Source organism: Gilliamella sp. ESL0441, assembly GCF_019469185.1.
GTDB lineage: Bacteria > Pseudomonadota > Gammaproteobacteria > Enterobacterales > Orbaceae > Gilliamella.
On the sequence record NZ_CP048264.1, the window covers coordinates 1956018 to 1982616 of the forward strand.

Below are 26599 nucleotides of genomic sequence, written 5' to 3' on the forward strand. Positions count from 1 at the left end.
TAACTTCTTTTCCATAGAGCTACTTACGGATGATATCCGCAGCCAGATCACCGGTTACGGCACCGGCACCACCGGCAAGTCCTGAGTTGCCTTGTAGTTCAGCGACCACCGCACCCAAAATCGCATGGGCAATAAGATTACCGGCTACATCATCGGTCTTCCAGTTTCCGTTTTCTTCCTTATGACCGGTATGCTTTTTGATTTGCTCCGCTACCCAAGGCGCACTGGCACCGGCTAGTCCGCCTGTGATGTCACCGGTGATAATGCCGGTCACTATTGATATCGCACTGTCTATCCCTTTGCTAACATCACTCCCCATTCCGCCCAGGTTTTTATTATTTTCTCTATTCGTTTTTAACTGCTCATCAACAGCAACGTAATAGAAGTAGTCTTTATTCTGATTATAATAATCCTCAACAGTTTTATATTTGGCTTTTTCTGCATCGCTCAGCTTATTATAGGCCTTTTCCGCTTCCAGCTTTGATAACGCATCTTTATTTTTATCTACTTCATTTTGCGCCTGAATTCGGTCATACTTATTCATTACACTTTTTGCTTGCTGTGCTATGTCTTTGATAAGCTCGACCGTTTCTATTTTGTCTAACTCTTTTTGCTTATCAAATATCTGTTTCAGCGGATTATTCGCACTCTCCGTATCCCGACTTAATTCATTGATATCCTGTTTTTGCTGCTCTTTATTGCGGATGATTAACTCGCCTTTTTCAACCGCCAATTTCGTCGTGCTTGAGTCACTATCACTGTTTTGATAAGCCGTTGTCGGTGCCATGCCCCCGGTAACGATACTGATCAAGACTTGTCTTACTTTTGTTTAGTGGATATTAGATAAATGAAAAGCTTAGAATTAACTTAAGTTTGGAAGGAAGGTTTAAGAAAATATAATGAATAACGGCATAGATTAACGACGAACTGCTAACCACAACAACTAATGACGCTAGTTATTATGGTTAAAACACATTCTAAACTAAAATCAACCACAGACAAAACACCGGCACTACAACCCAATGAGCGATTCTATACCGTGGGTTACGTGCCACAAGGCACAAAACCCAACCGCAGACCAGAACTGACCATTAAGGGCAGATGGCTGGAGCAATTTGGTTTTTATGTGGGCTGCCCTGTTATCATTAAGATCGAGCAGGGCAAGTTAATTATTGAACTTGCTATATAGTTCTAAAAAATAATAAAAGATCCCCTACTGGTTAGGCGGGGGTTATTCATTAGTAGATGGTTTCACACTGTATGCTAGATAGTTTTATATTTCTTAAAAAACCACTCATTCTATCTAGATACCAATTAAAATCTGGAATATCTTTCCCAGATAAATACTGACGATTTATTGACAATGACATAGATAAATAATTAGGGTAAATTAATAAATTACCTCCTGATTCATTATCATAAACCATCACTATACCAATTTTATTCATAATATTATGAGAGTTTATAAACTCATCTAAATTGAACAGGTTCATGTCCATATTCAGCCAGTCATAATCATCAATATCATTTGACGATAGATAAGTAACTATATTTTGATAATAAATATTCCAGCCATTATTTATTAGGCACTTTAATATCTCTTTAGGAGAATATTCTTGTGCAAAATTTATATCTATGCTGACTTGCATTCCCATATTAATATTCCTTAAACGGTATGTTTTTCGATGTTAACCAATCTTTAACATGCTGAGGGATAGGTGTGTTAGAATGTACTTCAAAAGAAGTACCGTTTTGCTTGGCAATACTCGCATGAGATCCCACATCGGATTTGAATTTCTCAAATCCTTTACTACCTGCCTGAGCATGGTCTTGCCAATAGCGTCCTGATTTAGCCTCATACCAGATTGAATTATTTGGACCATAAGCGCCATCAAACTCTCGTCCTTTAAATGTAAAGCTACCTTTACCACCTAAAGTTTGATTCAAATAATTTTCAAAATCCTTACCGACAAGTCCTTGAGCACTATTCGTCCCCTTTCCAGCATTAATCTCTTTTTCTTTTTTTACATGCTCACCAAATTTGCTACTTTCGTTGGCTTTCTGATTGGTAGCCTGATTATCTAGTATTTTATCCTTAGTCTCTTTATAATGTCCACCGCCTTGCTCGACATTTCCTTTGCCGTGTTGCGTTTCTAAGGCTGTTTTATCTAATGGTTTGTTAGCACCCGTACCCTTTCCAGCTAATATACTTTAGCTTGATTTGTCACATAAATTTTTATATAAAGTCTACGTATAACTTTTAATTGCTTCATGATAACCATCTTGACTAACAAAATAATTCATGAAAAAGTCAAATTCCCATATTGATGATCTTATAGAATTAAAACGTTTTAAATCCATTGATTTATTCTTTTTCATGACTTCTGTTTCTTTTTCGTTATTTATTTTTTGTATACCTTGATAACCAATTTGATCATCACATCCTCTCATTAAGGGAATGATATTTTCCTCTTCTAATTCTAGAAAAACTTTACCTTTAAAAATAACCCGACTATAAATATTAGAATCCAAGTGTTCTATATCATAGCCACCTAATGATATAAGACGATCTTTAGTATTAAATTGTAATCCAGACGAATAATAATAATTATTCTTATTATGGATAACCATAAGATCATAACAACATATATTTTCTATAATAAGCTTAGCTTTTTTGGCTAAAATGATTAAGTCTTCATCAATATTAATCTTACTTTTAATATTGATTGAAAGTATCTGATCTCGCCATACTTTATCGTACATATTTACAGATAAATTTTCTAAATGTACTTGGCAAGTTGAGGTTTCCTGATCAATTTCAGGTAAAGACGAATAATTTCTTATTCCACTTAAATTATCAAAATCAATTAAATACTCATAACTATCTGTACAATCTATATTATATTTCATTACGTAGCCTATTTTTTCTTAAAGATATATTCATTAATAGTTGGGTTCTTGATAGGGCTTCCATCTGATTGTGTATACCCCTTACTTGAAATCGTTTTTTTCTCAACTAATTTTAACCCATTGTCTGCTGCTATTTTTTCTATATTTCTAATATATTTATTTCCCCCACCGCCACGAATTATTAATACACCATCTTTATTTAATACTCTCATAACTTCATTATTTATTGGTTTATAGCCATATGGATTATCTATAATTACTTTATTTTGAGAACCTGTTGCAATATTTGACAAATCATTAGCATTGCCAGGATAAACATTTTTTCCCATAGGATAATCAGGATGAGATATATTATAAGCGCCTTCAATCGGTTTATTTCCTGCACCGATATTTAATGTTCCTCCTTGTTCGGGTTTGTTTAAATATCCTCCAGTCCCCTTTCCAGCATTAATTTCTTGTTCTTTTTTTACATGGTCACCAAAATTACTTGATTCATTACCTTTTTGGGTTTTTGCAACATTGGATTCTACATTACCTTTGATTATACTTTGAAGATGCGTATTTGTACTACCTGTACCTAATCGATCTATCATCTTATTAAGCGCTGTCATTGATTCTGCATTACTTGAATCAGATAAATAATCTTTGCTTGCTTCATTTAATAACTGTACTAGATTAGTTTTATCTGTATCTGTTATAGCGATATCAGTTGCAGCTAAAATTGTCATTGCTGTGCCGATTGGTCCGGGTAAATATTGTCCAATTTGTTCTGGTGCTCGCATCCATAATTCAGCATAATCGCTACCGTTAGGCATTCCTTTTCCTTAACTGACAATTAAAGGCAGGTGGCTGGAGCAATTCGGCTTTTATGTTGGCTGCACTGTTATCATTAAGATTGAAGAAAGCAAGTTGATGATAAAGATTGATTTGCAAATTTAAAAATAAATGGTAGATTTTCCCACTACTATGTGGGAATTATTCAGGAAATAAATATGAGCAAACAACTAGATAAAATAAGTAAATTTTTAAGCTATATTTTGAGACATCAACCAGAAGCTATTGGAATCACATTAGATTCCAATGGTTGGGTTAATATTGATAACCTAATCATGCAATCTAATCAACATGGAGAACATCTTACTAGAGAGTTGATTGAGCTAGTTGTTAAAACAAATGATAAAAAACGTTTTACGATTTCTGATGAAGGTTTAAAAATACGTGCAGCTCAAGGACATTCAACTCAACAAGTAAACATTAGCTATTCTGAACGAATGCCTCCAGAATTTTTATATCATGGCACTGCAACCCGATTTATTGATTCCATTAAAAAGCAAGGATTAGTTGCTGGAAGTCGTCATTATGTTCATTTATCTGGTGATGAGAAGACGGCTAATAAAGTCGGAGAAAGACATGGGAAACCGGTAGTATTAAAAGTAAAAACCTTGCAGATGTATCAACAAGGTTTTAAATTTTATTTGGCTGATAACGGGGTCTGGTTGACTAATACAGTCCCTAATACTTTTTTAATATTTGATTAAATCTTCTCTAACTCAGCCTGTTCTGCTTTATATTGGGCTGATTCTTCTTTGGCTTGTTTTAACCATTCATCAAAATCACAAACACTACCTCTGTTCTCCCATCCGGAAGAAGCAAAAGCATGAACAAAGTATACTTTAGGATTTCCTGATTTATCTGAGCCATCAAAACAAACAATATCATCAGTATTAGAAGCCTTGGCAAATGGTATTAATTTTCTAGTTGGATATTGTTTTTTTAATTCAAATAACCATTGTTTAGCAAAATTTTCAAATTCATATAAAAACCACCATGGCTCCAAATCAAGAACGTCTTGTTTAGAACAAATTTTTAAAAAAGATAAAGGATATTTAAACCCTTCAGGTAATTCTTCTTTCGAATATAAGTAATGAGCCATATTTTTACTCCTTAGTTTTACCACTAATGCGAGGGGGTGTATTTGAACCAAATGGATTATTTTTACTAAATCCACCTGACTGTTTATTAATCCTTCCTGTTATTGCTTCTCCCCAAGTTGTAGGTATAAATCCTTTTTTAGGATCAGAAAATCTATTTACTTCAGATGGTGAAAGCTTATCATTAAAATTTCTAACATTAGCTTTAATATTTATACCAGCTTCTCTAGCTGCTGCTATTCTTGTGTTATCCATACTTGTAAATTTGCCGTCAGGCATTTTAATTACATCAACTGGATCTCCTTTCCAACCATTAGTTTTCATGTTTGTAACAAGATCGTCATAAGTATATTTCATATCAGTCCCTCGTTCTATTTTATTATAAGAAACGGTATTCTGTGAAAATCTAATTTCATTAGGATTTAGATTAGATATATTATTGACAGTCCCCTTTCCAGCATTAGTGTTGCCTATTATCCATCGCCCGACTGTTTTGACTTTTCTCTATATACATCAGCCACTTGCAACATCTTTTGCCTTAGCTCACTATTCTACCGTATTTTTTTGCCCCGACACGCTTTTTTTCTCCGTTTTGCCATTTTGCTTAGCTCACCCTTGTAAAACCGTTGAGAGGTCTATCTCGTTTTAGCTGCCCTTATATCGGAGCCCAACAGCAGCTCGCAGCTTGTCTGTGAGATGATGGCGGGCTGTGCCCGTGTGGGCGGCATAGAGCCCACGTAATAAAGATTTAGTGGGGAGCCCCGCTTGCGGGGCGGACGGGCAAGTAAGATAGCGAGCACGGCAAGGAGCAAGGAGCGATTGCGACTGCGAGCCGAGCGCAGCGTTGGCTTACTTGGGGATGGGCGGGGTGTAAACCAGACAAGGCGCAGCCTTGTGGCATTATTGCTCTTTGTTTGAGCCGGCAGGACGCCGGCGAGTTCGTCACTGATGTGGATTGCCTTTGTTAACCGCATAAGTTTGACTGACAGCTGGCTGACAGGCGAACTTGTGCCCCTCTCGGCACTAAAAAGCCCATTGCGGGGGCGTAAGACATAATGTGGATTATACGCATTAAGCCACTCACTTAGGTTTAGGCTGTGTTGTCGTGCCATTTGGCGCCGTGCGTATAATCCCCCCACATTATGTTGAATGGGCAAGCGGCAACACCCCAGGCGGGTAGGTTGTGCGGTGACTTTTTGCCGGTTGACCATTTACCCCCGCACACACTGAAGCTGGCTAAGCAAGAGGCGGGCAGGACGCCCGGCTGTTGCGTCCACTGTACTCAGCAGGCTCACAGAAGCAGCTAACTGTCCGGCAGCTGCGTGGCCTTTGTCCGCCTGCCTTTGGCTGTCCGGCCGGTGTTTTTCGTTGCTTTACTGCTGATGTTTTTCCGCTGCATACTGGCCGCCGGATGGGTGGCACTATGGATATCTTTTAAGGCTCTGATGGAGACTTGGGTGTATATTTGCGTGGTTTCCGGGCTGGCATGTCCCAGCATCGCCTGTATCCATCTTAAGTCTGCACCGTTCTCTAACATTAAGGTTGCCATGGTGTGCCGCAGCAGATGACAGGAGCCGTTTTTACCGATGTTCGCTTTCTCTATCAACGTCCTAACTAAGTGGCTCAGGCGGTTAGGGCTGAACGTTTCACCCTCTTTAGTCAGGAACAGGACGTCACTCTCTTCTTCTGCCTTACTGTAACTTTCCAGTAGCGGCCGGGTTTTATTCTGATATTGCTCAACCCAGTAGATTGCTCGTTCGCCTATCGGGATTATTCGGTCTTTATGGCCTTTGCCTTGCCTTATTGTGATTATGCCGCGTTCGCTGTCGATGCTGTATTTGTTTAAGCTAATCAGCTCGCTGCGCCGTATGCCTGTGCTGTACAACACCTCAAGGATGGCGCGGTCTCTTAGCCCGAACAAGTCGCTGGTATCCGGTATATTCATAATGGCTTCAACTTCGCTTTCTGTCAGTATCGCTTTAGGTAGCCGATACTCTTTTTTCGGCAGCTCAAGCTCACTGGCCGGATTGGATAAGATGATGTGCGATTTTGTCAACCATTTGAACCACGCCTTTATCGGCACTAAATAGCTGCGCTGCGTTCGGGCACTTAACGGCTTACCATCCGTTTTACGGTGATAGAACAGATGCCGCCGGTAGCTTTCAAGCGTTGATAAGGTAATTTCATTCGGGTAGCTTAAGCCTCTTTCCTCACACCACACTAAGAACGCTCGCAACATCTCTTGCCATTTCTCCGTGGTTTTCGGTGAGTAGTTGCGGATAAGCATCGATTCAAGGAAGGCTAACATTTGGCTGTACAGGCTGCGACGTTCGTGTGCATAACGACCTATCGGCGGCTTGGGCTGGCTGCGGGTTTCATTGGCCATGATTGACCGCCTGTTGATGACTGTCTTTAAGGTTGCCTTGTGTAGCTGCGGGCGGTGAGGTTTTACGCTTTTTAGATTTTGTTCTGATTGTTGCGTTGTTATCCTCACCGACCGCTTTATCATCTACGTCAGATACAGACTGGCTTTGTGCGGTATTGTCATTAACCGACTGACCGCCGACCTTGCCCCGACCAGTCACCGACCGCTTTTTAGTTTGCCCCGACCGTTTCGTTTTGCCTGCATCATCCACCGGGGTTATCTTGTTGTCATTGACCTTATTATCTGTTTTATCTGACGGTGCTTTATCATCGGTTTGCCTCGGTTGCTTAAGCTGTTCAACCGCTAACAACCCGCACAGATGACGTTGTTGATTGTCGCCGTTATCTTCACCATCATACAACAGACTGTACTCGTAACTTAAGCCTTTACGGTACAGGCTCAGGTACTCCATTTCAACCAGTCTTCCAAGATGGATTTTTAATTGCGTATCGCCCCAGTGAGTGTACGCCCTGACTTCACGGCGGCTAAAATGGTATTCATAAGGCTTGATACACTGACGTTCACTTTCAGCCTTCACCCAGTCTTTTAGCAGGTTAAGCAGCTTTCTTGTCTGCGGCGGCATTTCATCGAGCGTGCGGCCTAAGATAGCGTGTGCCAGTTCGTTAGCTAACTGTATATCATCCAGTGTCACTTCGATATATTCGATAAGCTTTCCCCGATGCTCAACCCGTTTTATCTCCCGCTGATATTGATGCAGCAAGGTAATACTCTGTATCAGGGTTAAGTATTTCATATGGTCACGCCGGGTGCGGGTTTTATCACTTAAAAAGGTCAGTTCATTGGCGTAAGGGTTTACCACTTTAAGCGGCTTAAGCAGTCGCTGGGCGTTTTGGTGCAGTTCAGTCAGGTACTGTCTTTCACTCTCTGCCAGTAAGCCCTCAAGGGTTTGTCTTTGTCGCTGAAGCGCATGTATCGCTTTGGTCTGGGCTTCGCTTTCATTGACTGACAGCACCAGGCAGCGGTTTAACAGCTCTTCATCCACATCAATAGCCGTGGTGGTTAACATCAGCATTACCGGACCTTTGACCGTATATTGTTTGGTGACAAGGCTGCCGCTCTTTTCATCCTTGCCAGTACTGGCGATAGTCAGCTCGCCATCCGACTGCAACAGCTTTAAGGCATAGGCCGCCTGACGTACCCCTTCCTCTTCGGCGATGGCCAAGATTTTATGTTGTAGGTTAGTTTCACCTAAGTAGAACAGGCTCTGCCCGGTCATGGCGGAGTATTGCACCCGCTCCTCCTCCGGTATCAGGCTTAACACCGCATCCATCAGACTGCTTTTACCGGCTGCTGAGCTACTTTGTATCAACACAGCCAAGGGCTTATCCAGCTTACGACTGACTGCTGCCAGATAACCCGCTAACAGATTATTACGCTCACCCACCACTCCGCACGATGCTAAGTCATCAGCAATACGGCTGATTAAGTCAGGTGAACGCAGCAGCTCAAGGGCTGAGGCTTGCTGTTCAGTGTCAAGCTCAACCACGCCACCACAACCGTGATTAACGGAACCGTTAATGCTGTCTTGTATCGCTTTATCCTGTAACCGTTCAAGTAACAGCAGTATTCGCCCAAGGTCACGTTTAATCACCGATTCATCTAAGGCCAGTTCACCACACGCCTGCCGGATAAACAGGCTTCTGGCTTTAGCCTGATACAGCTCTAACTGGTCGATATGGAACAGACCCGTTTGACTGCCCCGCACCTGAGCATGAATTTTCATGCTTGAGGTTGACAGGTTTTTGGCTACGTCCTTTAACCGCCATTCTCGGCTACCAAACACCACTAATAACTCACCGGACGGCAGGGTCTGGTAAGGGATATCCTCACTGACCTTATCAACACCTGAGCCTGACACATTAATACCGGCATTCACGGAGGCAACTGCATTCAACGGCTGCGCCTGCTCCAGCAACAGGTCAAGACTCTTTTTTGGGTTACCGCTGGCAACCAGGAAGTCGTTTGCATCCATCCCTTTAGGGAAGATAACCCGATAACACGTTATGCCGTGCTCTGCCAGCATACCGGCCAGTTTCTCCGCAGCATTATCGCCGGCATCATCCCGGTCATAGGCGATATACACCACCTTAACCTGATGATGTTGCAGTGCCACCAGATGGTCATCAGTAAAACCGTTAACCCCGTAGCTACTAATCACATTGCGATAACCGGCACACCAGATTGTCATCGCATCGATTAACGCTTCACACAAGATAACCGTATCCGACCCTACCAGGCACGATTCATTCCAGACCCCAACTAACGGTGACGGTAAATACAGATGTTTAGGGTTGCCCTTGATGATTTTATAGTCCGGCTGGGTGCGGCGGCCATAAAGTTGCAGCACTTTACCACGCTGAGCCACACAAGCCGATTCACTAAAGCCCATTACCGGCACCATAAAACAACCTCGAAAGTGGTCCTGATGGGTTGATGACCTCACCACACCTAAGCTTTCCAGTCGCTCCCGCATCTGCTTGCCGGCTTTACTGCTTTTTGATGGCATCACCGGTGCAATGCCGTGTAGCCCGGCATAACCCAGCTTAAAATGAGTTAACAACTCCGGGTCAGTCAGACCACGCTTAACCAACCACTCTTTGGCCTCAACCGACGATAATAACTGGTTGTGATAGTGCTTAACTACCTGATGCAACAAGGCCTGACCGTCGTCGTCGATATCGGTTAATACGCTGCGTTCACAAGCAGCAACAGTGCCAGCCTGAGCACCTGCGGGAGCGGCTAAAGAAGAGGATTGCGTCACAGAGGGTAACTGACCGGATACGGACTGGAGATAACCAATCGCCTTACCCATACTCAGCCGCTGGCTTTGCATCACATAGTCCAGCACCGAGCCTGACATGCCACAGCCAAAGCAGTGATAACAGTTTTTACTCACCGATACCGAGAACGATGGCGTCTTCTCAGTATGAAACGGGCAGCACATCACATAGTCCTTACCCTGACGATGCAGTTTATAACCTTCTAACCCAAGCAAGCTCACCAGTGATACTGACTGTTTTAAACGCTCCAGCTCGGCACTTGAGAGACGGCTCATAAAAAGCTCCTTATAAAACCTTGTCAAGACTATTTATATGTATTATATTAGCACATATATGTGTTCTTTAGTCAAGGGGTTATTTTTTTAGGGGGTACAATATGGATAAATCACTTTTATGGTACTCACCTATGTCACTGTCACAACGATTAATTACATTACGCAAAGAGCGGGGGCTCTCACAGCAGGCTATCGCCGAGGTGATTGGACTTCACCCTAATAGCTGGAAGAAGTACGAGACAGGTCAGGCTATGCCTTCTGTTGATGCCTTAACTAAAATTGCTAAGACATTGAACGTTAGCACCGATTTTTTATTATTTGATGAACATGAACGTGTGCCTGAGAATGAACTTTCGTTACAGTTTGAGGCGATTAGCCAACTACCCGAAAACGAGCAAAGTATCATTAAAGAAGTTCTGGAAGGAATGATTATCAAGTACCAGGCAAGGCGCTGGGACTCAGCAAGGCTGGCCAAAAAGAAGGATGAATAGATAATAAAACAAGCAGTAACATCAATCAGCGCAGGCTAACAGTGTTGACGCACCGCTAACCTGCTAACCACAACTAACTATACTGGAGTTAACTATGGCTAAGACACATTCTAAGCTAAAATCAGCTACAGGCAAAGAGCCTGCATCGCAACCCAACGAACGGTTTTATACCATCGGCTACGTGCCACAAGGCACAAAACCCAACCCCAAACCACAACTGACCATTAAAGGCAGGTGGCTGGAGCAATTTGGTTTTTATGTCGGCTGCCCTGTTATCATTAATATTGAACAGGGTAAGTTAGTAGTAGAGATTGATTTAAGAGTCTAAAAAATGATAACTTATAAATAATCTTTAATTCTTTTATATAAAAATTCATAAAAATTAGCAGCATAAATCTTACATTCAGCAGATGGGAACATAATGTATATTGGACATTCCCCATTATCAAATTTAGTATAGTCAAAATAATACACATCACCAAAATCTGTTTGGCTAACAACAAGTTGTGTGTTTTTCATAATGTTATTTTTCATATCAATGATATGATGATAAACAATATCCCCACCATTAACCGATTCAAAATCTAATCCGTAAATGCTGTATATTTCCTCTCCACATATATCACCACCACGGTATTCACGTAAAAACCATTTATAAGAATTAGTTAAAGGAAAACCTAAATATTTTTCGGCCTTTAAAATCCATGATTCATCAACCGCATCTTCCGGAGTACCGAAATTAACTATATTCTCATTTTTATTAATGAATTCAATTAGTACATTTTTTGTTATTTCATTCATAATTTTTACCTATATGTTTTTGCTCTCTCGATCCAGTATTGAGTTTTCCATTTATTGAACTCATTTCTATTAATTCCAGAAGGAATTGTATTAGGATTAACATGAATCGCTTTTTTATTTTGTTGATGAAATGTTTGCGTAACTTCAGCAATAGCTCCATTTTGATTTTGTGTCATATGGTGTAAATTAATCGAATTTCCATCATGACCAATAGGTGCTCGACCAGATGCCATTCTTTCTAAATTTGTTCCTTTAATTATTTTCCCTTTATCTGTCCAAGTTGTCATCAAATTCGGATCAAACAAATCATTACGTTGATAAACTTTATTGCCATTAAATTCTATAGGATCTTTGCTCCAATATTTTCGTTCTTGCCCAAAATATTTTGCTGCATCAGCCTGTGTTACACTATTCGTCCCCTTTCCAGCATTAGTGTTGCCTATTATCCATCGCCCGACTGTTTTGACTTTTCTCTATATACATCAGCCACTTGCAACATCTTTTGCCTTAGCTCACTATTCTACCGTATTTTTTTGCCCCGACACGCTTTTTTTCTCCGTTTTGCCATTTTGCTTAGCTCACCCTTGTAAAACCGTTGAGAGGTCTATCTCGTTTTAGCTGCCCTTATATCGGAGCCCAACAGCAGCTCGCAGCTTGTCTGTGAGATGATGGCGGGCTGTGCCCGTGTGGGCGGCATAGAGCCCACGTAATAAAGATTTAGTGGGGAGCCCCGCTTGCGGGGCGGACGGGCAAGTAAGATAGCGAGCACGGCAAGGAGCAAGGAGCGATTGCGACTGCGAGCCGAGCGCAGCGTTGGCTTACTTGGGGATGGGCGGGGTGTAAACCAGACAAGGCGCAGCCTTGTGGCATTATTGCTCTTTGTTTGAGCCGGCAGGACGCCGGCGAGTTCGTCACTGATGTGGATTGCCTTTGTTAACCGCATAAGTTTGACTGACAGCTGGCTGACAGGCGAACTTGTGCCCCTCTCGGCACTAAAAAGCCCATTGCGGGGGCGTAAGACATAATGTGGATTATACGCATTAAGCCACTCACTTAGGTTTAGGCTGTGTTGTCGTGCCATTTGGCGCCGTGCGTATAATCCCCCCACATTATGTTGAATGGGCAAGCGGCAACACCCCAGGCGGGTAGGTTGTGCGGTGACTTTTTGCCGGTTGACCATTTACCCCCGCACACACTGAAGCTGGCTAAGCAAGAGGCGGGCAGGACGCCCGGCTGTTGCGTCCACTGTACTCAGCAGGCTCACAGAAGCAGCTAACTGTCCGGCAGCTGCGTGGCCTTTGTCCGCCTGCCTTTGGCTGTCCGGCCGGTGTTTTTCGTTGCTTTACTGCTGATGTTTTTCCGCTGCATACTGGCCGCCGGATGGGTGGCACTATGGATATCTTTTAAGGCTCTGATGGAGACTTGGGTGTATATTTGCGTGGTTTCCGGGCTGGCATGTCCCAGCATCGCCTGTATCCATCTTAAGTCTGCACCGTTCTCTAACATTAAGGTTGCCATGGTGTGACGCAGCAGATGACAGGAGCCGCTTTTACCGATGTTCGCTTTCTCTATCAACGTCCTAACTAAGTGGCTCAGGCGGTTAGGGCTGAACGTTTCTCCCTCTTTCGTCAGGAACAGGGCGTCACTCTCTTCTTCTGCCTTACTGTAACTTTCCAGTAGCGGCCGGGTTTTATTCTGATATTGCTCAACCCAGTAGATTGCTCGTTCGCCTATCGGGATTATTCGGTCTTTATGGCCTTTGCCTTGCCTTATTGTGATTATGCCGCGTTCGCTGTCGATGCTGTATTTGTTTAAGCTAATCAGCTCGCTGCGCCGTATGCCTGTGCTGTACAACACCTCAAGGATGGCGCGGTCTCTTAGCCCGAACAGGTCGCTGGTATCCGGTATATTCATAATGGCTTCAACTTCGCTTTCTGTCAGTATCGCTTTAGGTAGCCGATACTCTTTGCGCGGTAGCTCAAGCTCTGATGCCGGATTGGACAGGATGATATGCGATTTTGTCAGCCACTTGAACCAGGCTTTTATCGGCACTAAGTAGCTGCGCTGGGTGCGGGTACTTAATGGCTTGCCGTCAGTTTTACGGTGATAGAACAGATGCCGCTGATAGCTTTCAAGCGTTGATAAGGTGATTTCATTCGGGTAGCTTAAGCCTCTTTCCTCACACCACTCTAAGAACGCCCGTAACATCTCCTGCCATTTCTCGGTGGTTTTCGGCGAGTAGTTGCGGATTAACATCGATTCAAGGAAGGCTAACATTTGGCTGTACAGGCTGCGACGTTCGTGTGCATAACGACCTATCGGCGGCTTGGGCTGGCTGCGGGTTTCATTGGCCATGATTGACCGCCTGTTGATGACTGTCTTTAAGGTTGCCTTGTGTAGCTGCGGGCGGTGAGGTTTTACGCTTTTTAGATTTTGTTCTGATTGTTGCGTTGTTATCCTCACCGACCGCTTTATCATCTACGTCAGATACAGACTGGCTTTGTGCGGTATTGTCATTAACCGACTGACCGCCGACCTTGCCCCGACCAGTCACCGACCGCTTTTTAGTTTGCCCCGACCGTTTCGTTTTGCCTGCATCATCCACCGGGGTTATCTTGTTGTCATTGACCTTATTATCTGTTTTATCTGACGGTGCTTTATCATCGGTTTGCCTCGGTTGCTTAAGCTGTTCAACCGCTAACAACCCGCACAGATGACGTTGTTGATTGTCGCCGTTATCTTCACCATCATACAACAGACTGTACTCGTAACTTAAGCCTTTACGGTACAGGCTCAGGTACTCCATTTCAACCAGTCTTCCAAGATGGATTTTTAATTGCGTATCGCCCCAGTGAGTGTACGCCCTGACTTCACGGCGGCTAAAATGGTATTCATAAGGCTTGATACACTGACGTTCACTTTCAGCCTTCACCCAGTCTTTTAGCAGGTTAAGCAGCTTTCTTGTCTGCGGCGGCATTTCATCGAGCGTGCGGCCTAAGATAGCGTGTGCCAGTTCGTTAGCTAACTGTATATCATCCAGTGTCACTTCGATATATTCGATAAGCTTTCCCCGATGCTCAACCCGTTTTATCTCCCGCTGATATTGATGCAGCAAGGTAATACTCTGTATCAGGGTTAAGTATTTCATATGGTCACGCCGGGTGCGGGTCTTGTCCGATAAGAACGTCAGTTCAGTCGCATAGGGATTAACCACTTTTAGCGGTTTTAGCAGTCTCTGGGCGTTTTGGTGCAGTTCAGTAAGGTACTGTTTTTCACTCTCTGCCAGCAACCCGTCAAGAGTTTGTCTTTGTCGCTGAAGCGCATGTATCGCTTTGGTTTGGTCTTCACTTTCATTGACTGATAACACAAGGCAGCGGTTTAACAGCTCTTCATCCACATCGATAGCGGTTGTCGTCAGCATTAACATCACCGGGCCTTTGACCGTATATTGTTTGGTGACAAGGCTGCCGCTTTTTTCATCCTTGCCGGTACTGGCGATAGTCAGCTCGCCATCCGACTGCAACAGCTTTAAGGCATAGGCCGCCTGACGTACCCCTTCCTCTTCGGCGATGGCCAAGATTTTATGTTGTAGGTTAGTTTCACCTAAGTAGAACAGGCTCTGCCCGGTCATGGCTGAGTATTGCACCCGCTCCTCCTCCGGTATCAGTGATAGTATCGCATCCATCAGGCTGCTTTTACCCGCCGCACTGGATGACTGGATTAATACGGCCAGCGGCTTATCTAACTTTCTAGAGACGGCGGCAAGATAACCCGCTAACAGGTTACTGCGCTCGCCGACCACGCCACATGAAGCTAAGTCATCCGCCACACGGTTAATCAGTGAAGGCAGGCGCAGTAGCTCAAGGGCTGCCGCCGTTTGTTCATCGTTAAGCTCAACGACCACACCTGAGCCGTTATTAACCGAACCATTAATACTGTCCTGTATTGCCTTATCCTGTAACTGTTCAAGTAACAGCAGTATTCGCCCAAGGTCACGTTTAATCACTGATTCATCTAAGGACAGCTCACCACACGCCTGCCGGATAAACAGGCTTCTGGCTTTGGCCTGGTACAGCTCTAACTGGTCGATATGGAACAAGCCACTTTGCACATCCCGCACCTGCGCATGGATTTTCATACTGGTTGCCGACAGGTTTTTCTCAACGCCTTTAAGCCGCCACTCACGACTACCGAACGTTAACAACAGCTCACCATTAGGTAATGTCTGGTAAGGGATATCATCACCAACTTTATCGGCACTTGTGCCAACCACATCAACGCGAGTATCAACATTGGCATTCACTGACGTAACTGCATTCAACGGCTGTGCCTGCTCAAGCAATAGGTCAAGGCTCTTTTTCGGGTTACCGCTGGCCACTAAAAACTCGTTAGCATCCGTGCCTTTGGGGAACACCACCCGATAACACAAGATACCGTGCTCGGCCAGCATCACCGCCAGTTTCTCTGCGGCTTTATCCCCCGCATCATCCCGGTCATAGGCGATATACACCGCTTTGACCTGATGATGTAGCAATGCCGCCAGATGGTCATCAGTAAAGCCGTTAACCCCATACGACGAGATAACATTACGGTAACCGGCACACCATACCGTCATGGCATCGATTAATGCTTCACACAGTATCACGCTATCGCAGCCGACCAGACAGGCCTCATTCCACACACCACCAAGCGCAGACGGCAGATACAGGTGCTTTGGGCTGCCGGATTTGATTTTATAGTCCGGCTGAGTGCGACGGCCATAGAGCTGGAGCACCTTGCCGCGCTGTGCCATATTCGCCGCTTCACTAAAGCCGATTACCGGCACCATAAAGCAGCCTCTAAAGTGGTCCTGATGGGTTGACGCCCTGACCACACCTAAGCCTTCCAGCCGCTCCCGCATCTGGCGACCGGCTTTACTGCTTTTTGATGGCATCACCGGGGCGATACCGTGCAGCCCGGCATAACCCAGTTTAAAATGGGTTAACAACGCCGGGTCAGTCAGGCCACGCTTAACCAGCCACTCTTTGGCCTCAACCGACGATAATAACTGGTTGTGATAGTGCTCAACCACCTGATGCAGCAAGGCCTGACCGTCGTCGTCAATGTCGGTTAAGGTCTGACGTTCAGTATTCGCAACAGCGACGGGTTTACCCTCGGTTGGAGCGGCTAAAGAATAAGGTAAAGTTGGAAGCTGACCCGATACGGACTGAAGATAACCGATGGCTTTACCCATACTCATCCGCTGACTTTGCATCACATAGTCCAGCACCGAGCCTGACACGCCACAGCCAAAGCAGTGATAACAGTTTTTAGCCACTGATACTGAGAACGACGCAGTTTTCTCCTCATGGAACGGGCAACACATCACATAGTCTTTACCCTGACGACGCAGCTTATAGCCATCCAACTCAAGCAAGCTAACCAGTGACACGGACTGTTTTAAGCGCTCCAGTTCGGCACTTGAGAGACGACTCATAAAAAAGCTCCTTATAAAACCTTGTCAAGACTATTTATATGTATTATATTAGCACATATATGTGTTCTTTAGTCAAGGGGTTATTTTTTTAGGGGGTACAATATGGATAAATCACTTTTATGGTACTCACCTATGTCACTGTCACAACGATTAATTACATTACGCAAAGAGCGGGGGCTCTCACAGCAGGCTATCGCCGAGGTGATTGGACTTCACCCTAATAGCTGGAAGAAGTACGAGACAGGTCAGGCTATGCCTTCTGTTGATGCCTTAACTAAAATTGCTAAGACATTGAACGTTAGCACCGATTTTTTATTATTTGATGAACATGAACGTGTGCCTGAGAATGAACTTTCGTTACAGTTTGAGGCGATTAGCCAACTACCCGAAAACGAGCAAAGTATCATTAAAGAAGTTCTGGAAGGAATGATTATCAAGTACCAGGCAAGGCGCTGGGACTCAGCAAGGCTGGCCAAAAAGAAGGATGAATAGATAATAAAACAAGCAGTAACATCAATCAGCGCAGGCTAACAGTGTTGACGCACCGCTAACCTGCTAACCACAACTAACTATACTGGAGTTAACTATGGCTAAGACACATTCTAAGCTAAAATCAGCTACAGGCAAAGAGCCTGCATCGCAACCCAACGAACGGTTTTATACCATTGGCTACGTGCCGCAAGGCATAAAACCTAACCCACGACCACAGATCACCATTAAAGGACGCTGGCTTGAGCAGATAGGCTTTTACGCTGGTCAGTCGGTCATCATTACAGTTGAGCAGAACAAGTTAATTGTTGAACTTGCGAGGTAGATCTAGGAAGTAAAAACAAGATCCCCACGGTGAGGTGGGGATTAGGAGATTACTTTATATAATCTCTATTTATATCGCCTGTTAAATAATATTGAGAGAACATATCTAAAATCATTGAATAGTCATTAGTTACTTGTCTTTTATCCCAATAATCACCAAGAATTTCAATCTGTCCTTGTTCACCTAACTCATTAAAATAAGATTTTATATCTATTTCATCTTCCGTTTCATCTTCTAATGTTAGTAGATAATTATTATTTTCTGCTTGAGTTTGTAGCGATGTTATTCCTGTTTCCCTATCAATTATAGATAATGTGATACTCCCTCGAGAATTTTTTAAATTAATTAGTAAATTCTTTAAAAAATCCCAATTAAAAGAATAAGTGTGACCACCTTTATCTTCAATAACCCATGACAATAAAAATTTCATTATTTTTGTACCTCAAGTTTTTTCATTCCTGGTCGCCAATAATAGGTTAACCCTGTTTTTGCTTCATATATTGTTACCGATTTAACATCAGCAGCTTTTGCGGCAGAAACAATATCCGAACGGCAATAACTACAAATCGCTTTCCCTGCCACATTAATTTTCAAATCAGCCCCTTTAGCCAGTCCTGCATTATGAGCTTGCTGAATTGCACCTATTTCTGCATGTGCATTAGCCATATTCCAATTAGGAAGTTCTTTACCTGTAGCTATTTCTTTATCTCTTATTTTATCTGCAATCAGTGTTGACTCATTTGCATTTGCCTTGTCCGCAGGTCTTGCTTTTTGATTAGTATCTTTAAATTTAACACCATTAACTTCTAACTCAGCCGTGACTGTTGGTTTAACAACCGTCGTTCCCTTTCCAGCATTGATCTCTTGTTCTTTTTTTACATGTTCACCAAATTTGCTACTTTCGTTGGCTTTCTGATTGGTAGCCTGATTATCCAGTATTTTATCTTTAGTCTCTTTATAATGTCCACCACCTTGCTCGACATTTCCTTTGCCGTGTTGCGTTTCTAAGGCTGTTTTGTCTAATGGTTTGTTAGCACCCGTACCCTTTCCAGCATTAGCGTTATAACCCATCGATGCAGCTAAAGATTTCGATACAGAATCCGCTATTAAAGCCCACCTATATTCCTTTAAAACTTCAAGTACAGGTCTACCACTTACTTTTGATATTGCTTCAATTTCTTTCCAATAACTTACTGAATCCTTGTCTAATCCTAACAATATATTTTGAAGGTTATTCGAATCTTCCCTGTAAACATCACTATATCTTATAGTTCTTGCAGCTTCTTTGGCATATTCATTTTGCATTTGCCATGCTTCTTGTAGTAATCCTTGACAAGCTGAACTTGATATATTACCTGCATAACAAGTTTCTAGCAAAACCAGATCACGTTTTTTATCTAATTTTTCAATGTACTCTAATTCTTTCTTTTCATCTTCCGTTAACTCCTCACCTTTCCAGTTCGGTTTTATCCAAGATAACTCAGCTTTTCGTCTTGCTTCGGAAACTTTTAAATAATTATTCTCAACCGCATTCTTACCTGCTGCTATACCCGTGCTGACATCACCGACATCACCGCCTACACTGGCTACAGCCAGTCCGGTGGCAAGTTGGGCTAAGGCGCTGATGTTTTCTTTTTCAGCTTCGGTTAAGTCCTTAACGTCTTTTCCATAGAGCTGCTTGCGTATGATATCCGCAGCAAGTTCTCCGGTTACGGCACCGGCACCGCCGGCTAGTCCTGAGTTGCCTTGTAGTTCAGCGACCACCGCACCCAAAATCGCATGAGAAATTAAACGGGCAGTTTCATTATCTCCTGTCTGGATTTTTATCTGCTCCGCGACCCAAGGTGCACTTGCGCCAGCCAGTCCGCCTGTGATGTTGCCGGTGATAATGCCGGTCACTATTGATATCGCACTGTCTATCCCTTTGCTAACATCACTCCCCATTCCGCCCAGATTTTTATTATTTTCTCTATTCGTTTTTAACTGCTCATCAACCGCAACGTAATAGAAGTAGTCTTTATTCTGATTATAATAATCCTCAACAGTTTTATATTTGGCTTTTTCTGCATCACTCAGCTTATTATAGGCCTTTTCCGCTTCCAGCTTTGATAACGCATCCTTATTTTTATCTACGTCATTTTGCGCCTGAATTCGGTCATACTTATTCATTACACTTTTTGCCTGCTGTGCTATGTCTTTGATAAGCTCGACCGTTTCTATTTTGTCTAACTCTTTTTGCTTATCAAATATCTGTTTCAGCGGATTATTCGCACTCTCCGTATCCCGACTTAATTCATTGATATCCTGTTTTTGCTGCTCTTTATTGCGGATGATTAACTCGCCTTTTTCTACCGCCGATTTTGTCGTGCTTGAGTCACTATCACTGTTTTGATAAGCCGTTGGTACACCCGGGCCTCCGGTTCCCCCACTCACCGAAACATGCGTCACTTTAAAGTCAGCCTTGTTTTTTATATCACTGAAGCTGATGGTGCCGGTATCAAGTTTGTTCTTACTTTTATCTTCCGCTTCCGACGCTATCACCGCACCTTTTAAGTCAGTATTATTACCCACATAAATATCATAACCGCCTTTTCCGGCAAATATCCCCGACTGGTCTGTCACACTTGCCCATTTACTGTCTATATTCGTTGCTGATATCGAACCATTGGCACTAAATCCTGTGCCTCCCGTGCCACTGACCGAGGCACTGATTTTCTCGTAGTCGTAATCATCCGTATCTTGCAGTGACTGAATATTCAGGTTATTCCCGACATCCATCTTCACCGTATCGCCTTTCAACTGACCACCCACCACATTGACATCATTGCCCGTTTTGATATTCAGTTTGTTCTTGGCATCAATAACGCTTTCCGTCCATGCACTGCCGTCAGCAACTTCCCGCTCACGACTAAAATTACCGTTCGCTTTAAACCGCAGACCACTTTCATCTCCGCCTACCTGGAATTGAATACCTGCCGCCGCACCATAACTTTTTTCATCCCGGTCACTGTGCTGCGTATTTACCGCTCCAATCACATTCAAATCACGATTTGCCGTCAGGTTAATATCATTGCCGGCTTTGATATCACTGCCTTTTAACGTGATATCACCCCCGTTTTTATTCGCATCACCCGTGGCAACAATATTGATATTTTTACCCGCTGACACGCCACTGCTAATCACATTATGTTGTTCCTGATTGACTTCACGCTCAGTCCGTTGCGTTCCCACCATGGCACTGACGCCAATCGAGGCTTGACTTTGACCTTTATCGTTCTTCAGCTGTAAATTTTGTATCTCTTCTGTAACTGTTAAACCTGACTTTATCGATTGCAACGCCATTATCTTATCGTTGTCTTTATGTTTCGCCCGCTCAAGAGCTTGCGCTGCTTCATAAATATTAGCAGCCGTCCCCGTTAGCGCAACCGTTAATCCGGATTTTTCATAACTGTACTCTTCTTTATAGGTCGTTTTCGCATCAAGCGATGTGATTTCAACATTTTCTGCTTTTAAGTTAACATCCTGCTGCGCAATAATGTCACTTCCGCGAACGTTGATATCTTTACCTGCCTGTATATTCACATTGCCATTAGTGCTACCCACTACACTACCTACATAAGCCTGCTCATTATCCGTCTGTTTTAAATCCTCTTTCATTTTGCCAATGGTGACACCCAGTCCACCACCGCTCAATAAACCTGATTCCTTTTTGATAGTTTGTTGATATTGATAGTAAGATTCTTCTGCAGCATCGATATTAACATTATTCCCCGCCTGCAAATTCACATCACCCGTTCCGACAACCTGACTACCGCTCACCGTTAAATCATGACCGGCATTTATACTGATTTCATCACCATAAAGCTCACTCCCCACTTGCGTTGTATTATCTATTTCAAGATGGTTAATTGTGGTTTTACTGTTTAATAAACGTTTACTGTTTTTCTGCGTTCGGTCTGTTAATGCAGTATGCTCTTGCGATGCCGATAAAGTAATATCATTGCCCGCTTCCAACTTTAACTTATCATTCGCCGACACTATCGCCGAATCGGTTTGGATATCATGGCCGGCTTGTAAAGTAATACTGCCATTCGACTCTATCTGCGTTCCTACTACCCGGGTTTCGTCAATATCTCGGTAATCATTTTCCCCAAAACTGGCATGTGAACGCGATTGAGTCTCCACTTTGTCCAGATGAATATCATGACCTGCTTTTATTTCAGTTTGGCTTGTTTCACCGCCGGCAATAACCATCGCCCCCTTCATTTCAACATCATGACCCGCTTGTAGCTTAATATCACCGGCTTTACTTTGTAGAGATGCGACTTTATCAATCACCGTCTCAATATTATAGTTACCACCATACACAACCTTTGTGGTTCGGGTTGTTGTATTTAATGAAATATCATTTACCGCAGATAAAATAATATCTTTATCCGCATAAAATGTGCCACTGCTTTTCAAACTGTCATTTGCATTAACCGTTATGCTCTCACCTTTCCAAATCCCTTCCTGCTCTATATTTTCAGCCAGTACATTCAGTTTATTCGCAGCAAGAATATTTCCGTTTGAATAGATATCACCATCGCTGTTGATTTGTACATCTCTTCCCGCTAATACACTTCCGTCTGTCGTAAGCATCGGGCGATTAACAATATATACCTGAGGCACAAGAACTTGCTCTGCTTTACCATCAACGATAACCGTTTTACTTACCAACCAAACCATATCACTGGTCAAATTTGCCATCTGCTCAGCTGAAAGTGCCACACCCAGTTGAAGTTGATATTGCTCAGCATACATTATCCCCGCATCCATCAACGCTTTGTATTGCTCGATGTCACTTGTATAACCTTTGAGATACCGCTGCCCTGTTAATGCGATTAGTTGTTGTTGTATTAGCTGTTGTTCATAATATCCATCCCCCAACCGCTTTTGCATGACATTCGGGTCAGATTGGATGCGACTGGTGATATAGTCGGAGCTTAACCATTTTTTACGGTTCGTAAAGCGTGGGTCAGTTTCAATTAAATAATTACTTTGTGGATTTTTATTAACGGTATGTAAGCTGTTATTTGGCAAATTAACATTAGGCTCTATAGTACTAACTGAATCAACTTGTATCTGTTGTTGATCATTCTTATCAACCTTTATGCCTGTTTCATTTTTTTCACGTGCATCAATCGTATTCTTGTTAATAACCTGATGGTCATCTATTTTCCCTACATCCAAATCCAGTGTCTTTTCAATCGTTTTTCGATAGCGAGAAGGAAATGCCACTGCTTCATAATCTCGGTCAAATCCTCCGTGCCATTCGCGGTCATGCCGAATTTGCCACCCTTTATCATTATATCTGTCAATACCCTTCTCTGCGATATTATCCAGTAATCCGGCGGTTAATTGTAAAGTTGCACCGGCTAAAATCTTACTGTTGATATTGGTGACATGATTAGCATCAATGGCTAAATTTTTACCTGAGACAATTTCAGCCGGGTCAGTTCGTATAATTTTAGTTTGGTAATGTGTTTGTTTGTACTTATATTCAATATATTTATAACTGGATTGAACAGTGCCATCCGGATTATACACAATAAGTGTAGGGTAGTTTTTGTCGCCATGTCCTTTTTGGATTCGATATTCATTACCACTGTATCGACGACTGCTATTTCTAAAAGAATATTCCCGCTTTTTTTCTTCGCTGACTTTTACCAGCTCTGTTTCAAAATCATCATTAATATTATTAAGTTCACCGGCATTGATTTTCATATCGTCACCGGATTCAATGCGTGCAGAATGATTATTAATTACATCAGCCTCAATAGCTAATTTACCTAAACTTAATAACAACGCATGGCTATAATTGTTTAATGTCTCGGCCTTAATTTTAAAATCATGACGAGCAGCTATTACCGGTGCCTGTTTATCATCCGCTCTGTTGTTCAGTGTTTGAGCATAAATCTGTAAATTGTCGCTATAGATACGCCCGCTACCGGTATTATTCAGCGTCGTGGCGGTAATGTTTGATGTTTCGCCATCAATTAAACCTACGTTAGTCAGCGTTTCATGTTTGAAATTAAGCTGATTACCGCTAATTTCACCGGTTTGATGATTAGTCAGTGACTGACCGGTTAAAGTAAGACTGTTGCCCGATGTAATAACACCATCATTAATCAGCGTATTGTTTGCGTCAATACTGATATCATGGTTTGCAATAATTTCATTTTGGTTATAAAAAGCTTTAGTCAATTTTAATCTTATATCATGCTCCGCCAATAACTGACCGTCACCACTTAGCTTATCTGCCTGAACAGATAAGTCATGCGCTAAAATTTTTGCGGCTCGATTATCAAAGTCATCCACGTCAAAAGTGGCTTGTTGGCGAATTAACATATTGGCCTGTTGATTCAATAGTGTCGTTGCTTTTAACGCCAGCTGCTTAACATCCCATGATGATTGCTGATTATTAACCGTTTTAGCATCAATGGCGGTTAAACCTAAACTTTTAAAATGTGCCAGCTGATTATCTATCTGGTCACCAGATAACGAAATCAGGTTGTTACTGGTAAAATGCGCTCCATGGTTAATGATTTGATTGTCCGCGGTCATGACAATATTTTGCTCAGATAAAAAAGTCGCACCATGATTGTCAATCTCATAAGCATTAAATGATTGATTACCTTTACTGCTAATGTTTGCTTCATTCGTGAAGATACTGTCCTTTGCCTTAAAAGTACTGTCTTTCTCAGATACAATCGAAGCGTGTTTTAATGAAATTTGCTTTGCCTGAGCGTGAATATCACCTTTTGCTACAATTGTTGCCCTTTCATGATTAATCATGTTTCCGGCTGTCATGCTGATATTGTTATCAGCAACGAGTTGGCTTTCGCGAGCCACGATATTGTCTTGAACATTAATAACGATGTTTTGACCGGCATTAATCATACCGTGCTCAACGCTGAGCGCCTTAGCTGTAACATTTACTGTTTCTGCAATGTGCTGACTGTCATCTAAATTTACTATGTCTCCAGCCTGAATATTGATTTGATGACCGGCTAAACTTTTCCCTTTAGATACGACCTGATTAGCATTTAAGCTTAATACGCCCGGATTATTGAGTTTTCCACTACTATCAACACCCGCAACGAAAGTACCGGTTGCAGTGTTTTCAATCTTGTCTGCCGTTAATGTGACATTTTTATGTGCCACGATGGTTTGAGTATTAGTAATCGATTCTTGCGTTTTTAAATCAATATTTTTTTTAGCATAGAGCTGTTTTTGATTGTTAATACCTTTACGGCTATTGAATACAAGATGTTCATTTGCCTGAATGATACCTTTATTAACTATCTTGCCATCAGCGCTGAGCTTGATACTACCTGTACGTGCGCCCAGTTCACCTTCATTATAGACCCCAACCCCTTTCTCGGTGCCTACCATCTGGATTTTACCGGCATACATCCCGCCCAGTGCTGACACATCCAGTGCCACTTCCGGTTTTGGACTGTTATCCTCCGCTAACGGCGTGATAGTCTGTGCATTGCGGCTGACTTTATTACGACCGGTCACCACATTTAAATCATTGGCCCATACCGCCGAATTTATTGACACTGAACGCGCAATTAAATCCGTGTAACTTTGTCCGGTGCTGTCGAGCCCTTTACCGGCTACCGAAATATGCCCCTGCTCAACCTGATAACCGGTTAACTCTCCGTTGTCTATTATCGGTTTACCTGTGGTGAGTGTGCTTCGGTCTGCGTTAATAAAACCACATCCGTGACAGCTAATCCCGGACGGATTGGCGATGATGACCTGCGCTTTTTGACCGGCAACCTCAATGACACCATTTAACTGGCTCGGGTTACGGGAGTTGACTTCGTTTAAGATGATTTTTGCTGAGCCTGTTTTTAAGTACTCATTACCTTGTACATAACCGCCAATCTGAGTTTGAGTGATTTTGCCGCTGTTATTTAAAATCACCCCACGCTGTGAAACATCAAACTGCTTGTATTTATTATGAGAAAGCCCTTTTTTGTTTGGCGTCTGAATATTAACCTGCGTGACCCCATTCGCCGCCTGAATAACTTGCGCCTGCTGCGTTTTCTTTGCCTGCGGGTCGGCAATAATTTGACTGCCATGAGCCGGTAAAGAGAGGGTGACAAACCCGAATGATATCGACATCAACAAGGTAACCGGTTTTAATGTTGCCAACACGGATTTAGATAAAGTCTGACCTAAACCTGATGTTGATTTTTCGTGACCGGTAGGGGTTTTTGCTATGTCAGCCACCACCATCTGTATGCCACGTTTTTTATTAAAGATAACCCGATATAAATACTTGTTCATGTTCTATATTCCTTACAAAATACTTTTAATCTTGCTGTATTTATCCATTTTGGTTTGGTTTAATTAAAACAGTTCAATTTATTCATGGTTTTGTTGTAATCTTTGTTTATTTTTGCATAAAAAATAACGTACTGACTAAACAAACCTAATGAGTAAATAGATAAATCAGTTAACATTGAATGGTAATAAATGATTATTTGAGGGTATATGGTATAAGGCTTTTGAAGTATTTTGCTTTAATCCCACAAGCAAATAGGTCTTTGATAATCAATTAGTTAAAGCTATATTAATAAAAGATACAAACGCAAAAATTTTCAAGACACCAATCTAAA

22 protein-coding genes are annotated in these 26599 nt (G+C 42.6%); 7 read left to right on the top strand and 15 right to left on the bottom strand.

Going from position 1 to position 26599, the window contains the following annotated elements:
• Positions 1-19: 19 nt before the first annotated feature.
• A complete protein-coding gene (locus GYM75_RS08795; RefSeq protein WP_220215591.1) occupies positions 20-811 on the bottom strand; it encodes a hypothetical protein in 792 nt (263 codons plus the stop codon).
• Positions 812-961: 150 nt separating this feature from the next.
• Between GYM75_RS08795 and GYM75_RS08800 the strand changes: the two genes are divergently transcribed.
• Entirely contained in the window at positions 962-1189 is a 228-nt protein-coding gene (locus GYM75_RS08800; protein WP_370632176.1) for a SymE family type I addiction module toxin, read from the top strand.
• A gap of 49 nt (positions 1190-1238) precedes the next feature.
• Here GYM75_RS08800 and GYM75_RS08805 read toward each other — a convergent pair whose 3' ends face one another.
• The 4 genes from GYM75_RS08805 to GYM75_RS08820 all read right to left on the bottom strand — a co-directional run bounded on the left by GYM75_RS08805 (position 1239) and on the right by GYM75_RS08820 (position 3725).
• Positions 1239-1655, bottom strand: coding sequence for a hypothetical protein (locus GYM75_RS08805; RefSeq protein WP_220215593.1), 417 nt, complete (start codon positions 1653-1655; stop codon positions 1239-1241).
• Between the two features lies 1 nt (position 1656).
• Entirely contained in the window at positions 1657-1947 is a 291-nt protein-coding gene (locus tag GYM75_RS08810; protein WP_220215594.1) for a hypothetical protein, read from the bottom strand.
• 300 nt (positions 1948-2247) lie between these two features.
• Positions 2248-2910, bottom strand: coding sequence for a hypothetical protein (locus tag GYM75_RS08815; protein WP_220215595.1), 663 nt, complete (start codon positions 2908-2910; stop codon positions 2248-2250).
• Between the two features lie 8 nt (positions 2911-2918).
• On the bottom strand, positions 2919-3725 hold the full coding sequence (locus GYM75_RS08820; RefSeq protein ID WP_220215596.1) for a hypothetical protein: 807 nt from the start codon (positions 3723-3725) through the stop codon (positions 2919-2921).
• 19 nt (positions 3726-3744) lie between these two features.
• Here GYM75_RS08820 and GYM75_RS12435 point away from each other — a divergent pair, with 19 nt between their 5' ends.
• On the top strand, positions 3745-3849 hold the full coding sequence (locus GYM75_RS12435; RefSeq protein ID WP_370632177.1) for a SymE family type I addiction module toxin: 105 nt from the start codon (positions 3745-3747) through the stop codon (positions 3847-3849).
• Positions 3850-3902: 53 nt separating this feature from the next.
• Complete coding sequence (locus tag GYM75_RS08830; protein ID WP_220215597.1) at positions 3903-4448, top strand: RNA 2'-phosphotransferase; 546 nt, start codon at positions 3903-3905, stop codon at positions 4446-4448.
• Here the strand turns inward: GYM75_RS08830 and GYM75_RS08835 are convergent.
• The 4 genes from GYM75_RS08835 to GYM75_RS08850 form a co-directional block, all read right to left on the bottom strand.
• Entirely contained in the window at positions 4445-4843 is a 399-nt protein-coding gene (locus GYM75_RS08835) for an SMI1/KNR4 family protein (RefSeq protein WP_220215598.1), read from the bottom strand. The two genes, GYM75_RS08830 and GYM75_RS08835, sit on opposite strands and share 4 nt — an antisense overlap.
• A gap of 4 nt (positions 4844-4847) precedes the next feature.
• Positions 4848-5198: a hypothetical protein gene (locus GYM75_RS08840; protein WP_220215599.1), complete on the bottom strand. Its 351-nt coding sequence runs from the start codon at positions 5196-5198 to the stop codon at positions 4848-4850.
• A gap of 946 nt (positions 5199-6144) precedes the next feature.
• Complete coding sequence (gene xerC / locus GYM75_RS08845) at positions 6145-7227, bottom strand: site-specific tyrosine recombinase XerC (protein ID WP_220215600.1); 1083 nt, start codon at positions 7225-7227, stop codon at positions 6145-6147.
• A complete protein-coding gene (locus tag GYM75_RS08850) occupies positions 7217-10342 on the bottom strand; it encodes a CHC2 zinc finger domain-containing protein (protein ID WP_220215601.1) in 3126 nt (1041 codons plus the stop codon). The genes xerC (GYM75_RS08845) and GYM75_RS08850 overlap by 11 nt, the downstream gene beginning before the upstream one ends.
• 131 nt (positions 10343-10473) lie before the next feature.
• Between GYM75_RS08850 and GYM75_RS08855 the strand changes: the two genes are divergently transcribed.
• A complete protein-coding gene (locus GYM75_RS08855; protein WP_370632178.1) occupies positions 10474-10833 on the top strand; it encodes a helix-turn-helix domain-containing protein in 360 nt (119 codons plus the stop codon).
• Positions 10834-10927: 94 nt separating this feature from the next.
• The gene (locus GYM75_RS08860; protein ID WP_220215603.1) at positions 10928-11161 is read left to right on the top strand and encodes a SymE family type I addiction module toxin; all 234 of its coding nucleotides are present in this window, start codon (positions 10928-10930) and stop codon (positions 11159-11161) included.
• Between the two features lie 11 nt (positions 11162-11172).
• Here GYM75_RS08860 and GYM75_RS08865 read toward each other — a convergent pair whose 3' ends face one another.
• The 4 genes from GYM75_RS08865 to GYM75_RS08880 form a co-directional block, all read right to left on the bottom strand.
• A complete protein-coding gene (locus GYM75_RS08865; protein WP_220215604.1) occupies positions 11173-11634 on the bottom strand; it encodes an SMI1/KNR4 family protein in 462 nt (153 codons plus the stop codon).
• Positions 11635-11639: 5 nt separating this feature from the next.
• Positions 11640-11921, bottom strand: a complete 282-nt coding sequence (locus GYM75_RS08870; protein ID WP_220215605.1) for an HNH/ENDO VII family nuclease — start codon at positions 11919-11921, stop codon at positions 11640-11642.
• A gap of 985 nt (positions 11922-12906) precedes the next feature.
• Positions 12907-13989 carry a site-specific tyrosine recombinase XerC gene (gene xerC, locus GYM75_RS08875; RefSeq protein ID WP_220215606.1) on the bottom strand — a complete coding sequence of 361 codons (1083 nt, stop codon included), beginning with the start codon at positions 13987-13989 and terminating at the stop codon, positions 12907-12909.
• The gene (locus GYM75_RS08880; RefSeq protein WP_220215607.1) at positions 13979-17110 is read right to left on the bottom strand and encodes a CHC2 zinc finger domain-containing protein; all 3132 of its coding nucleotides are present in this window, start codon (positions 17108-17110) and stop codon (positions 13979-13981) included. Before GYM75_RS08880 ends, xerC (GYM75_RS08875) begins: the two co-directional genes overlap by 11 nt.
• Positions 17111-17242: 132 nt before the next feature.
• Between GYM75_RS08880 and GYM75_RS08885 the strand changes: the two genes are divergently transcribed.
• Both GYM75_RS08885 and GYM75_RS08890 read left to right on the top strand, forming a co-directional pair.
• Positions 17243-17602 (top strand): helix-turn-helix domain-containing protein, encoded by a 360-nt coding sequence (locus GYM75_RS08885; RefSeq protein WP_370632178.1) that lies wholly within the window; start codon positions 17243-17245, stop codon positions 17600-17602.
• Positions 17603-17696: 94 nt separating this feature from the next.
• Positions 17697-17924, top strand: a complete 228-nt coding sequence (locus tag GYM75_RS08890; protein WP_220215608.1) for a SymE family type I addiction module toxin — start codon at positions 17697-17699, stop codon at positions 17922-17924.
• A 49-nt stretch (positions 17925-17973) separates the two neighbouring features.
• Here the strand turns inward: GYM75_RS08890 and GYM75_RS08895 are convergent, their stop codons facing one another.
• Positions 17974-18354 (bottom strand): hypothetical protein, encoded by a 381-nt coding sequence (locus GYM75_RS08895; protein ID WP_220215609.1) that lies wholly within the window; start codon positions 18352-18354, stop codon positions 17974-17976.
• On the bottom strand, positions 18354-26267 hold the full coding sequence (locus GYM75_RS08900; RefSeq protein ID WP_220215610.1) for a hemagglutinin repeat-containing protein: 7914 nt from the start codon (positions 26265-26267) through the stop codon (positions 18354-18356). Before GYM75_RS08900 ends, GYM75_RS08895 begins: the two co-directional genes overlap by 1 nt.
• Positions 26268-26599: the final 332 nt, after the last annotated feature.

What these genes read in the sequence shown, in the direction of transcription:
- xerC (WP_220215606.1), bottom strand. Translation starts at nt 13,989, where the DNA reads ATGGCCAATGAAACCCGCAGCCAGCCCAAGCCGCCGATAGGTCGTTAT.
- xerC (WP_220215600.1), bottom strand. Translation starts at nt 7,227, where the DNA reads ATGGCCAATGAAACCCGCAGCCAGCCCAAGCCGCCGATAGGTCGTTAT.
- GYM75_RS08860 (WP_220215603.1), top strand. Translation starts at nt 10,928, where the DNA reads ATGGCTAAGACACATTCTAAGCTAAAATCAGCTACAGGCAAAGAGCCT.
- GYM75_RS08900 (WP_220215610.1), bottom strand. Translation starts at nt 26,267, where the DNA reads ATGAACAAGTATTTATATCGGGTTATCTTTAATAAAAAACGTGGCATA.
- GYM75_RS08820 (WP_220215596.1), bottom strand. Translation starts at nt 3,725, where the DNA reads ATGCCTAACGGTAGCGATTATGCTGAATTATGGATGCGAGCACCAGAA.
- GYM75_RS08870 (WP_220215605.1), bottom strand. Translation starts at nt 11,921, where the DNA reads ATGACAACTTGGACAGATAAAGGGAAAATAATTAAAGGAACAAATTTA.
- GYM75_RS08830 (WP_220215597.1), top strand. Translation starts at nt 3,903, where the DNA reads ATGAGCAAACAACTAGATAAAATAAGTAAATTTTTAAGCTATATTTTG.
- GYM75_RS08805 (WP_220215593.1), bottom strand. Translation starts at nt 1,655, where the DNA reads ATGGGAATGCAAGTCAGCATAGATATAAATTTTGCACAAGAATATTCT.
- GYM75_RS08880 (WP_220215607.1), bottom strand. Translation starts at nt 17,110, where the DNA reads ATGAGTCGTCTCTCAAGTGCCGAACTGGAGCGCTTAAAACAGTCCGTG.
- GYM75_RS08800 (WP_370632176.1), top strand. Translation starts at nt 962, where the DNA reads ATGGTTAAAACACATTCTAAACTAAAATCAACCACAGACAAAACACCG.
- GYM75_RS08835 (WP_220215598.1), bottom strand. Translation starts at nt 4,843, where the DNA reads ATGGCTCATTACTTATATTCGAAAGAAGAATTACCTGAAGGGTTTAAA.
- GYM75_RS08840 (WP_220215599.1), bottom strand. Translation starts at nt 5,198, where the DNA reads ATGAAATATACTTATGACGATCTTGTTACAAACATGAAAACTAATGGT.
- GYM75_RS08850 (WP_220215601.1), bottom strand. Translation starts at nt 10,342, where the DNA reads ATGAGCCGTCTCTCAAGTGCCGAGCTGGAGCGTTTAAAACAGTCAGTA.
- GYM75_RS08885 (WP_370632178.1), top strand. Translation starts at nt 17,243, where the DNA reads ATGTCACTGTCACAACGATTAATTACATTACGCAAAGAGCGGGGGCTC.
- GYM75_RS08815 (WP_220215595.1), bottom strand. Translation starts at nt 2,910, where the DNA reads ATGAAATATAATATAGATTGTACAGATAGTTATGAGTATTTAATTGAT.
- GYM75_RS08865 (WP_220215604.1), bottom strand. Translation starts at nt 11,634, where the DNA reads ATGAATGAAATAACAAAAAATGTACTAATTGAATTCATTAATAAAAAT.
- GYM75_RS08895 (WP_220215609.1), bottom strand. Translation starts at nt 18,354, where the DNA reads ATGAAATTTTTATTGTCATGGGTTATTGAAGATAAAGGTGGTCACACT.
- GYM75_RS08890 (WP_220215608.1), top strand. Translation starts at nt 17,697, where the DNA reads ATGGCTAAGACACATTCTAAGCTAAAATCAGCTACAGGCAAAGAGCCT.
- GYM75_RS08855 (WP_370632178.1), top strand. Translation starts at nt 10,474, where the DNA reads ATGTCACTGTCACAACGATTAATTACATTACGCAAAGAGCGGGGGCTC.